The following is an 11,077-nucleotide window of genomic DNA, read 5'->3' on the forward strand; positions in this document are numbered from 1 at the left end:
CGGCCGAAATTGCTCAGGGAATCAAAGAAGTCCATGCTTCGGGGATCATACTCACGGGGGTTCAGCATCAGACCGCCCTTGGCACCACCGAAAAGAATACGGCTCCGGGCACTCTTCCAGGTCATCATGAAGGACAACGCAGCCACCTCGCAGAAGTTGACAATCGGGTCAATCCGGAGTCCCCCCTTGGAGGCGCCCCGGAGAGAACTGTGCTTGATCCTGTAACCGGGAACATTCTTGATTTTCCCGTCTTTGGGACAGGCCACAAAAAACTCGTCAAACCGCTCAAAACCCAGGAGAATCTTGAGGACCGAAGAATTATCGGCCAAACCGGCCCATTTGGCAGCCTCCAGAAAATCTGTCACACAGTTCATGTAAAAGTTCCCCATCTCTTTTCCAGGCTTCAGGTTATCACGGCACAACCCTTTGAGTTCCTGCAGACAGAGATCCAGTGCAGGCTCTGTCAAGGGAGAGGAAATTTTACGGATCAGCCCTTCGACTCTGTGTTCCACACTATCTTTGCGGGACAGAAAGGGAATATTGGCAAAAGAGACCAGATCCCGCTTCATTATAGTTTCCAGATCTTTGTAATCCACTGCAGGAGCCTTGATATAAATTGAGAATATTCCCACCTGTTTCTCGTCATGCTCAAAGAGATCGTAATAACTCCGCTCCAGGTTAATTCTGTTTTTTCTAAAATATTTCAGGGATTCAAAGATGAAATGCTTGTCAGGATTCTGACAGGACAGGGAGAGTCTGAGAACATCATTGAGGATGGCCGATTCGGCAACAATTCCTTTCTGGTCCGAAGCTTTTTCATAGAGATGAAGGTGACGGAAGATCCTGTCGGGATAGCGCTGAACCGACAACTCTTCTCTCAGATACTGGTGAGACAGAGTTTCAAGGAACTCTTTGGCATGCTTGAGATTGTTTTCCTTTCCGTAATCGATCACATGTTCCCACAGGATCCCGGCATTCTTCTTGTCCTCCTCGGAGAGAACAGTATAATGTTCACCCCTCTTGTCGATGGTGACAATCCTTAATCCGCTGGCAGTGGATTCAGAATCTAAAGAGACGATATCCATGGAGAGATTCTGCTCTATCACCCTGGCCAGGCGTCCCGGATAATCCCTTCCCACATTGATAAAATAAGTCTTTGAATAGTTATCCACACCCGACTGGGACAACATGTCACTGTTGGCATTCAGAAAATGAGTCAGCATGTAGATATGATGGGCAATGGTATCGGCGGTGTTGCTGTAAAAGTACCAGCGAGGCAGATAACCCTGTGAAAAATACTCTTCCAGAATCTTGTCTTTCGTATTGATATCGATCCGGAACTGGCTTTCCAGAATATCTCCGCACTCCTTCCTCAGCTTTTTCAGAAAGGCTTCTTTGTTTCCCATGGAAAGTTCGGACACGGCATGCCTCCAGCAACTCGGTTGTTAACAGATTTTAATCATACACCCCTATCTTGAATCATCAAGCAAAATTCCCGGTAGTCTGACCTTTCGATCTCCTTTGATGAAGAGATTACATCCCCTGGGAAAGACCGGCATCATCCCGGGCAGCACAGCTTTCAGCAATATGATGTAGTATTCACAGATGTTGGCTTTCTTGAATTAAATCTCTAAAATATAAAGAACTGGTTCGATGAAAGAAAAACGGATTGTAGGTATGGACATGAACAGCAAAGGCATTTCTACAGTTAAAAGAATACCATTGCGGCTACCTGATTAACCCAGGGAATTACCTGCATCAACGGTTTGATTGAAGCCATTAGAATGATGGCATAATGATTTACAAGGAGGGATTCAATTGAGAATTCAATTTAATGAAATGAAGGAAACTATTAGACTTGCCTTTATTAAGGCTGGTATGAGCGAGGTTAAGGCTGAAGCTTGTGCCCGTATCCACACAGAATCATCCTGTGATGGAGTGTACTCTCACGGTTTGAACAGAGTGTCCAAATTTGCAGAATATATTAGGACCGGTTTAGTCAATTCTGAAGGAGAGCCCATCCTTATTCAACAGATGGGTTCCATTGAAAACTATGATGGGAATATGGGTCCCGGGATTCTTAACGCCCAGTTTACCATGGACCGCGCCATAGATTTGGCATCCGCTCATGGAATGGGTCTTGCCACATTAAAAAATACAACCCATTGGATGCGCGGCGGATCCTATGGATGGCAGGCAGTCCAAAAGGGTTTTATCGGGATATGCTGGACCAATACAGAATCCTGTATGCCGGCCTGGGGATCTATCTCAAGCAGCGTTGGTAACAATCCCTTCGTCATGGCCGTACCCAACGGCGACTCTCCCCTGGTTCTGGATATGGCAATGAGTCAGTATTCCTATGGGAAATTGGAAGTGACCCGACAAGCCGGTGCAACACTGCCCTACCCTGGAGGTTACGATAAAGAGGGGATACTCACCGACAACCCCGGTGAGATTGAAGAGACCCGAAGGATTCTGCCCATGGGTTACTGGAAAGGTTCAGGTTTTTCTATACTCTTGGACATGGTTGCATCACTTCTCTCTGGAGGTCTGGCCACCGCGGGTATCGATGCTAATAACGCAGGAAACTGCGGCGGCTGCTCCCAGATATTCATGGCTTTTGATCCTGAAAAGTTCGGAGGAAGCGGATTTATGGAAGCAACTTTAAAACAGAGCATTGAGCACCTCCACTCAGCAATACCTGAGACAGAGGGCGGGTCGATCTATTATCCAGGAGAAAGAACTATATTAACCCGGAAAGAGAACCGGGAATTAGGAATTCCTGTAAATGAAAAAGTATGGAACGAGGTCTCAGTTCTTGCAGGGAAATCGAGAGAAGGGGTTCTTTAGGCCCGGATCATTAGAGTGATAGGGAAGAGCATCATCCAGCCACAGTCAAAATCGTAATTTCCTTAAATTTGCTGAGTCTGAGATCGTTAGTATAGAAGATATCAGATCCGGAATGAAGGGCTGTAGCTAACTGAATGGAGTCGGGCGTTTTAAACCCATAGGTCCCCCGGATCTCAGCAGCTGAAACTGCGATGGTCTGATTGAGTTCCACCATCGGCACTGATAGCAGATCCTGCATCAGTGCCCTGTATTTCTGAACAAGCCGATTGTTTTTCTGCTTATGGGGAATCACCAATAATTCGAGTAATGTCAGGGTAGAGCTGGTCAATATCATATCTGCGTTTATCCACTGACTCAGCTGAACTTCCACTCTGTCGGCAAATTCTGTAGATCCTTCTATCAGGTAGATGAGAGGGGCCGTGTCAATAAAAACTTTCAAATTATTCCCACTCCCCTCTCTCCTTATCCAACCACTCAGAGGGATCAGAACTGCGCTCGCTTTGAGGATTAAGGCCCTTCAGATCACGGAGGGCCTTAAGGTTGAGTGAAAGGTTCCCCTGAGGGCCTTCACTGTTCATAGGAATAATCTTGGCGATGGGCTTTCCGGCCCTTTCAAGAATAAAGGTCTCCGACTTAAGATTGACCTCATCCAGGATCTGACCCAGACTCTGTCTGACCTTCATGACCGATATAACTTTCACGGCGGTGCCTCCACACCCTATTTTAATCCGTTATACTATGACAATCAATAGAATGACTATGATAATCATTAGACCCTTTGAGCTCTTCCATCTCTGCAGGCGGGGATATCCAGTTTCTGGATCCAACAACAGGCGAAGCATCCAGATAGTTAAAGGCCAGTCTGGTGACTGGTTGGAGGCTACATAGTGGGTGAAAATGTTCTCATAAAAAAAATAATATTAATTCAATCTTTTCAGTAAAGCGACTTTTCTTTTCACAATGAAGAATCCATACTGAGAGAAGATGTATATAGAAAATAAAAGTAGATGGCATCACCACTTCAAAATTTTCTTCTTTATAGCATTATTACTCTCGATGATGAGCGGTCTACTGAGTGCACAGAACAAGACCCCTCCGGGAAAAGACCAGAATTCTATTTTAATTCCCGGACCGACTCCCTTTTCTCTTGATTCAGGAAGCGCAGTCTACTGCATAGATCTTCTAAAGAATAATCCCCTTATTGAAATTAAAAACGATTCCGGCAAAAGTACAACTGTTAAAGTGAATACAGTCTGGTCCTTCTTTCTTGAATTCGACGAAAACTATCCTTCAGGGCACCAGCTACGATATGACATCATAGTAAATGGCACCCTTCTCGATTGGGATAAGAGCTTTATCGAATACGGAGGTAAAATGATCAACCTGCGTCTGTTGTTTCTCTACAGGAATCAGCATCCTCCCAAGGGTCTGGATTATCGAAGTAATTCATAAAGAACTTTTCACATAAAAAGCTGTTTCATAAGAATGAAACAGCCCCTGGCATAAAAAAACTATTCTATTGTTGAGTTTGACTTAAACTCCCAGTCTCAGGCGGCGAATCCACTCTCCATTAGTCTGTACTGTTTCCACGGTATGACCGGGAAGAGGCAGAATCTGTTCATGCACGGTATCCAGAATCCAGCTGACCTGAGGGAAGAAAATCTCTTCCATCTCTGCAGGAGGAGAGATCCAGTTTCTGGAACCCACAACCACGGGAGGTGCATCCAGGTAATCGAAGGCCAGCCTGGTGAGGTTGGAAGCCACATTGTGAGTAAAAGAACCCCGTTCTGTCGCATCCGATACCAGCACACAGCGTCCGGTCTTTTTCAAAGAATCCACAAGAGGTTCGTAGTTCAGAGGATTGATAAAGCGGAGGTCGATCACTTCCACACTCAAACCGTATTTTTCTTCCATCAGTTTAGCCGCATCCATGGCGGGATACAGAGTGGCACCGATAGACATGATGGTCAGATCGTTTCCTTCTTTCCGGACAGCAGGTTCTCCTTCGGGAACTTCATAGTATCCCTCGGGAACTCCGCCCTTTTCAAAGAGTTCAGCCTCTCCATACACCTTCTGGCTTTCCAGAAAGACCACAGGGTCGGTTCCTCTCAGAGCCAGGTTCAGCATGCCCTTTGCATCATAGGGAGTGGCAGGGAACATCACCTTCAATCCGGGGATATGGGCCACAAGAGCAGACCAGTCCTGGGAGTGCTGGGCACCGTATTTGGCACCGACAGACACTCGCAATACCAGGGGCATTTTCAAAACACCACCCGACATGGACTGCCACTTGGGCATCTGGTTGAACACTTCGTCTCCCGCTCTACCCAGGAAGTCACAGTACATCAGCTCGACAACGGCCCGGCCACCGGCCATGGCGTATCCTACGGCCGAACCGACAATGGACGCCTCTGAAATAGGGGAGTTGAAAAATCTATGGTAAGGGAGGGCTTCGGTTAATCCTCTATAGCAGGCAAAGGCGCCGCCCCAGTCTCTCACGTCTTCACCGTAGGCAATCATGGTGGGGTCTTCGTAGAAGCGGTGAGCCATGGCTTCAAAGATACCGTCCCGGAAGGCATAGGTCTTGGAAGCGGGCAGTTTTTTCCCGCTTTCATCGTAACCATAGCGGGCTTTTCTGGCCAGCTGCTTGACCCGGGGATTCTCTGACAGGGGAGCCAGCACCTCCGGTTCCCGGTCATCCATTTTGGGCATATTCCCCATGGAATACATGACAGACTCGATAAACTGTCCGCCCACCCGGGGGCTGATGGTATCATCGATGGCCAGCTTCATGGTAGTGGATATTTTACCCACAACCTTGTCTTTCATGCTGTCCATTTCTTTCTGTGTGATCACCTTTCCGGCTTTCAGATAGTCTCCGAACTCAACAATACAGTCCATGGCGGCAAAGGCATCCATTTCGTCCTTGCTTCTGTAAGAAGAGGCATCCGAAGGCGAGTGACCTGACTGTCTATAGGTGATGGTATCCAGCAGGGCGGGACCTTCCCCTTTCAAGAGGAGTTCTTTCTTTCTCATGGTGGCTTCTGCCACTGCCAGAGGATTGAATCCATCAATACGCTCGGCATGCATGTTGTCGGGATTAACACCGGCACCCATACGAGCGGCGGTTCCAAAACCCATGGTTTCCCCCACTGGCTGTCCGCCCATGGCGTAGAAGTTATTAAAAATATTAAGCATGTAGGGAGGCATGCCGCCCAGATCCTTGTCCCAGAGTGTCTTGTACTGATCCATGGCAGCCATCATCAGACCTTCCCAGACAGGACCGCAGGCCAGAGATCCGTCACCGATATTGGCGATGACAATCCCGTTCTTTCTGTTAACTCTCTTAAAGAGGGCTGCTCCCAGGGCGATATCCCCGGAACCACCGACGATGGCATTGTTGGGCATGCTGCCGAAGGGAGAGAAAAAGGTGTGCATTGAACCACCAAGGCCTCTGTTAAATCCGGCTTTCCGGGCAAATACTTCTGCCAGGGCACCGTAGAGGACAAAATTTTCCGCCGTGTCACGCAGGGAAGAACCATTATGATGATCCTGAACAACCTTGAGGGTGTCTCCATCCATGAATCCTTCCATAGTTGAAGTCAAAGAGGCTTCGTCCATGGCATATACGGCCTTGAAACACTTGGCCAGGATCTCCCCGTGAGAACGGTGGGAACCAAAGATAAAGTCATCCGTATCCAGAGCCAGAGACTGTCCGACATAGGCCGATTCCTGTCCGATGGCGAGGTGAGCGGGTCCCTTGTGATCATAGGCAATGCCCTGATAGTTCCCCTCTTTCTTGATATTGTTGAGCATGGTTTCAAACTCACGGATGATGAGCATATCGTAATAGGCCTGTTTCAATCCATCCTTGCCGAACTTCTTGATTTCGCCCTTGATATCCTGTTTATACTGGTTGACGGGAATGTCTTTGATCTTAATAACCTGGGGTTCCCGAATCTTTTTTGGATCTACTGATATTTGCTGTGCCATTCTTCTATCTCCTTACGTAACGTTCAATTTCATTCATGGTCTTTAAAACCTGCCAAAGCTTAGGTATTTCACCGTTCAGGGCTAAAGCTCCCAAAGGCAGTCTTTGATTATCTCAGAGACTGACGGATGGGGGAAAATTATTTCTTTGATATCCTGAACTCTCAACTCCATTTCCATCATGGCTGCCGCCGAATGGATGATTTCAGAGCTGTATACTCCCAGCATATGAACTCCTAACAGGAGTCCACTGCCCTCTTCCACAACAACCTTGCACATACCGGGCTCTTTTTTGCCCTGTTCTGCCAGAAACCGGCCGTTGGCGCGCATCTGCACGGTGGCCGTCTGTACTGCATATCCGGCTTCTTTGGCCTGGGTCTCTGTGAGACCGCATCCTGCTGCTTCGGGGTCCGTATAAACCGCCCAGGGAACCGCATCGTAACGCATCCGGTCGGGCACGCCGAGGATGGTGTTCACTGCGACTTCTCCCATGCGGGAAGCCGAATGGGCCAGAAGAGACCGGCCATTCACATCACCGATAGCGAATATTCCAGGGAGATTGGTCTTCATCTGCTCGTCCACACGGATGCCCTGAGGAGCCACATCCAGACCGATCTTTTCCAGTCCCAGAGTAAGGGGACGACGTCCCACCGACATGAGGACCAGATCGGCATCCAGAGCCGTTTCTGTTCCGTCTTTTTCAAAATACACTTTTGACTTGTCTATTTTTGTGACCTTGGCCTTCAGGTGAAAATCGACCTTGGCCATGCTCTTTCTGAGGGCTGCTGAAAATTCAGTGTCCATCAGGGGAATGATCTCATCCATCATCTCCACGACAGCCACATTCACTCCGACAGCACTGAAGAAGGAAGCAAACTCGACTCCGATCACTCCCCCGCCGATGACGACAAGATTCTGAGGAAGTGTCTCCACATTAAGAATCCCCACATTGGTCAGCACATGAGGCAGATTAGCTCCGGGAATGGGAGGAACAAAGGCTGTTGAACCTGAGGCAACAAAAAGGTTGTCAAAACCATACTCTTTGCCCTCGGCCATAACGGTCTTGGGGGATGTCACTGATGCTTCTGCAAAAACCACATCCACCTTATTCTTCTTCATCAGATAGGCGATTCCCTTGCGCAGGGTTTCGATGGTGTCCTGCTTATGAGCCATGGCCTTTTCAAGGCTGAAGGTCACATTGGATGCCATCACACCGTATTCCTCCCCGTGGAGGGCTTTCTTATATAGTTTGGAAGAGTTCAGCAGGCTCTTGGTGGGGATGCAGCCCCAGTTGGTACAGACTCCACCCAGCTGTTCTTTCTCAATGAGAAGGACTTTCTTTCCAGCGTGGCCTGCCCGTTCGGCGGCAATGTATCCGCCCGGGCCGGCTCCGATAACAATCAAATCATATTTTTCCATAGTTATTCCTCTTATCCCGCGGCCTAAAGCGCCAGAACCAGGTCGATGTTCACAAGGTTGGCAACCAGAGCCTTCAGGAAACGTCCCGCAGGAGCTCCGTCTGTGGCCTGATGATCAAAGGTCAGGCTCAATCCCATATGTGGAATGAACACAACATCTTCTCCCTTCATAACCGGTTTGGGCTGAATATTGCATACACCCAGAATCCCGACTTCCGGCTTGTTCAATACAGGAGTGAAGCTTTCGATCCCCATAGCACCGAGATTAGTAAGGGTGAAGGTTCCCCCGGTCAAATCTTCAGGACCTGCCTGGCCGTCCATGCATTTAGCAAAGATCCGTTTCGTTTCCACTCCCATCTCTTTCAGACTCAGGGAATCAGCAAATCTGACTACAGGTACCATCAATCCCCGGGGGGTATCCACGGCACATCCCAGATGAATGGATTTAAAAACTCTAATGCTGTCACCCAACCAGTGGGCATTCATCTCAGGAAATTCCTTAAGAGTACGGGCAGTCACCAGCATCACCAGATCATTGATGGTAATACTCTGAAGGCCCATGCTTTCGGGGGATTCTTTCAGTCTTTTTCGTAGAGCCAGGATGCGTGTTGCATCGGCGGAGGTATTCATTGTGAGCTGGGCGGTCTGAGTGAGGGATTCCAGCATTCTTGAGGCGGTGATTTTTCTAACGCCTTTGACCTTGATCTCTTCCACTTCTCCGGGAAAATCCAGATTGAGAACAGTGGATACTGCAGGCTGTAAGGGAGCCTCGATAGAAGAATCAAGAAGGTCCGACTTGAGGACTCTGCCCCCCAGACCTGTTCCTCTTGATGGAGCGGTTTTCCCCGTTCTGATCAGTTCTTCCATGGCTGAGGGTGTCAGGGCAGCCATCCCGTCCAGTGCAGCGAGAACATCCCGTTCTATAATCCGTCCATCAGGACCGGTCCCTGTGATTTTATCCAGGGCAACGGCTTTGGCAGCCGCCAGGTTTCTGGCTCGGGGAGAGGCAAATCCAGAGGGAGTCCCGCTGTCTGTCTGTACAGCCTGTACCGATTGTGTCATTTCTACGACTGGAGCAGAAACCGCAGCAGGTGCATTGCTCTCTTCGACAGCCCCCTCTTCAGAGGTTCCGCCTAATCCGGCGAGGAGCTCTGAGATGTCTTCTCCGGGCTCGCCCACAACTGCCAGGGGCAGCATGACAGGGACATCGTCCTCTATCTTATATAACTGCTTTAAGAGTGTTCCTGATGCAGTGGATTCCACACTGACCGTAGTCTTATCCGTTTCAGCTTCGCACAGGATATCACCCGCCTGTACCGAATCACCTTCCTGTTTTGTCCATTCCAGAATGATACAGGATTCCACAGAATTACCGGCTTTCGGCATTACAACAATTTCTGCCATTGACCTCTCCTTTCCAAACTCAGCCCATGAAGACTGATCTATTTAAAATACACATAATTTTGCATGTTTTTACATAAAGCTTTCTAATTGCTTTCGATAATATTTCATATCACCTTCTAATTCAAGACTATTTTCTTTGAAGTTTACTAATTAGATAAATTTAAATCGGTAAAAAACAGTTTGATCAGTTTAGTTCCGCACAATTAAAGCAAAGCAGACCGACTTTTTCCCGCACGTGCTGCAATAAAACACGAAAACAGTAAGTATCAACGATATAATCAATAAATCAATTTTCAAACTTAGGAGTTTACTCATGTCTGGAAAAGTTCACAGCATCATCATTCTATTTGCAATTCTGGGTCGGACTGGCAGATTACGCATGAGGAGAATAAATTGAAATATTCTATACCTTTTTTTATTCTGATGAGCCTGGCCATGATGAGCAGCTGTGATACGAACAGCGGATCATCTGAAGAGACAATCTTGTCGGAGGACTTCTCAGACGGTAGCAACTGGACATTTACTACTGATGACTCAACTGCCAATCTCTTCACCATTGTCAAAGAAGAAGCAATGTTGACAATAGAACATCCCACGGGGAACGATTTTGCCAGCCAGCTGGCATACACTGGTGATAAATTCACCCTGAAGAGCGGAGAGAGTTATATCATCAGCTTCGATGCCAGAGGCACCCGCTTTGTGAATATGGAGATTCAGGAAAATGATGTCGATATCAACAATGACAGACGGCGTTTCACAAGTTATATAGACAAAGATTGTGATCTGATCGCTGAAAACCACATATTCTCTTTTGAATTCACCATGCCTTTAACAGATGACAAACCAGGCCTTGTATTCGATTTTGGCAGAGAACCTGCAGGACAGGTTTACCTGGACAACATCAAGATCAGAACCACTCCCTGATTTTTGAGCAAAAAAAGCACTTTCATGTGGATATAAATATTACCAGCAATAAGGAGTTACCGTGAAAAAAACAATCGTATTATTATTTGCTTTGTGTTCACTATTCACCTTCCCAGCCTGTGACACAGGAACAGGAACCAGCACAAATAATGAAGAAGAGACCGGGAATGTTGATGATGGAACGTTCGAAGGCAGATACACAGGAGATGAATTAACTATTACAGGCTATGTTGAAGGAGCGGTTTTAGGAGACATCACTATTCCCTCAACCATTGAAGGCAAAACAGTTGTTGCAATCGACTCTGTGGCTTTTTACGGATGTGATGGAGAAGATGGAACACCGGATATTACATCGGTTGTTTTTCCCTCTTCCCTCAGAAAAATTGAAGGTTCAGCCTTTGCAGACAACGGAAACCTTCATACAATCAGCCTGAAAGATGGATTGGAGAGACTCAATTATGATGCATTCAGGGGAGCGGCCCTTACTGCTG

10 protein-coding genes are annotated in these 11,077 nt (G+C 47.5%); 4 read left to right on the plus strand and 6 right to left on the minus strand.

Going from position 1 to position 11,077, the window contains the following annotated elements:
- Positions 1-1,421 (minus strand): Glu/Leu/Phe/Val dehydrogenase dimerization domain-containing protein (locus tag PF479_RS05305; RefSeq protein WP_298003154.1); only part of this gene is annotated, 1,421 nt, incomplete at its 3' end.
- 397 nt (positions 1,422-1,818) lie between these two features.
- On the opposite strand from PF479_RS05305, the gene yiaK reads away from it, so the two are divergent.
- Complete coding sequence (gene yiaK, locus PF479_RS05310; protein WP_298003156.1) at positions 1,819-2,850, plus strand: 3-dehydro-L-gulonate 2-dehydrogenase; 1,032 nt, start codon at positions 1,819-1,821, stop codon at positions 2,848-2,850.
- A gap of 31 nt (positions 2,851-2,881) precedes the next feature.
- Here yiaK and PF479_RS05315 read toward each other — a convergent pair whose 3' ends face one another.
- Positions 2,882-3,289, minus strand: coding sequence for a PIN domain-containing protein (locus tag PF479_RS05315; protein WP_298003159.1), 408 nt, complete (start codon positions 3,287-3,289; stop codon positions 2,882-2,884).
- A gap of 1 nt (position 3,290) precedes the next feature.
- On the minus strand, positions 3,291-3,551 hold the full coding sequence (locus tag PF479_RS05320; protein ID WP_298003162.1) for a type II toxin-antitoxin system Phd/YefM family antitoxin: 261 nt from the start codon (positions 3,549-3,551) through the stop codon (positions 3,291-3,293).
- A 283-nt stretch (positions 3,552-3,834) separates the two neighbouring features.
- On the opposite strand from PF479_RS05320, the gene PF479_RS05325 reads away from it, so the two are divergent.
- Complete coding sequence (locus tag PF479_RS05325) at positions 3,835-4,302, plus strand: hypothetical protein (RefSeq protein ID WP_298003165.1); 468 nt, start codon at positions 3,835-3,837, stop codon at positions 4,300-4,302.
- 81 nt (positions 4,303-4,383) lie between these two features.
- On the opposite strand, the gene PF479_RS05330 is transcribed toward PF479_RS05325, so the two are convergent.
- The 3 genes from PF479_RS05330 to PF479_RS05340 form a co-directional block, all read right to left on the minus strand.
- Positions 4,384-6,843 (minus strand): thiamine pyrophosphate-dependent enzyme, encoded by a 2,460-nt coding sequence (locus PF479_RS05330; RefSeq protein WP_298003168.1) that lies wholly within the window; start codon positions 6,841-6,843, stop codon positions 4,384-4,386.
- Between the two features lie 81 nt (positions 6,844-6,924).
- Complete coding sequence (gene lpdA / locus PF479_RS05335; protein ID WP_298003170.1) at positions 6,925-8,259, minus strand: dihydrolipoyl dehydrogenase; 1,335 nt, start codon at positions 8,257-8,259, stop codon at positions 6,925-6,927.
- 23 nt (positions 8,260-8,282) lie between these two features.
- Positions 8,283-9,662, minus strand: coding sequence for a dihydrolipoamide acetyltransferase family protein (locus tag PF479_RS05340; protein ID WP_298003173.1), 1,380 nt, complete (start codon positions 9,660-9,662; stop codon positions 8,283-8,285).
- Between the two features lie 393 nt (positions 9,663-10,055).
- Between PF479_RS05340 and PF479_RS05345 the strand changes: the two genes are divergently transcribed.
- Positions 10,056-10,586, plus strand: coding sequence for a hypothetical protein (locus PF479_RS05345; protein WP_298003176.1), 531 nt, complete (start codon positions 10,056-10,058; stop codon positions 10,584-10,586).
- Positions 10,587-10,647: 61 nt separating this feature from the next.
- Positions 10,648-11,077, plus strand: a 430-nt coding sequence (locus PF479_RS05350) for a leucine-rich repeat protein (RefSeq protein ID WP_298003178.1), incomplete at its 3' end; no start/stop codon positions are given.

The organism is Oceanispirochaeta sp. (assembly GCF_027859075.1).
Lineage (GTDB): Bacteria > Spirochaetota > Spirochaetia > DSM-2461 > DSM-2461 > Oceanispirochaeta.

What these genes read in the sequence shown, in the direction of transcription:
- PF479_RS05325 (WP_298003165.1), top strand. Translation starts at nt 3,835, where the DNA reads ATGTATATAGAAAATAAAAGTAGATGGCATCACCACTTCAAAATTTTC.
- PF479_RS05330 (WP_298003168.1), bottom strand. Translation starts at nt 6,843, where the DNA reads ATGGCACAGCAAATATCAGTAGATCCAAAAAAGATTCGGGAACCCCAG.
- lpdA (WP_298003170.1), bottom strand. Translation starts at nt 8,259, where the DNA reads ATGGAAAAATATGATTTGATTGTTATCGGAGCCGGCCCGGGCGGATAC.
- PF479_RS05340 (WP_298003173.1), bottom strand. Translation starts at nt 9,662, where the DNA reads ATGGCAGAAATTGTTGTAATGCCGAAAGCCGGTAATTCTGTGGAATCC.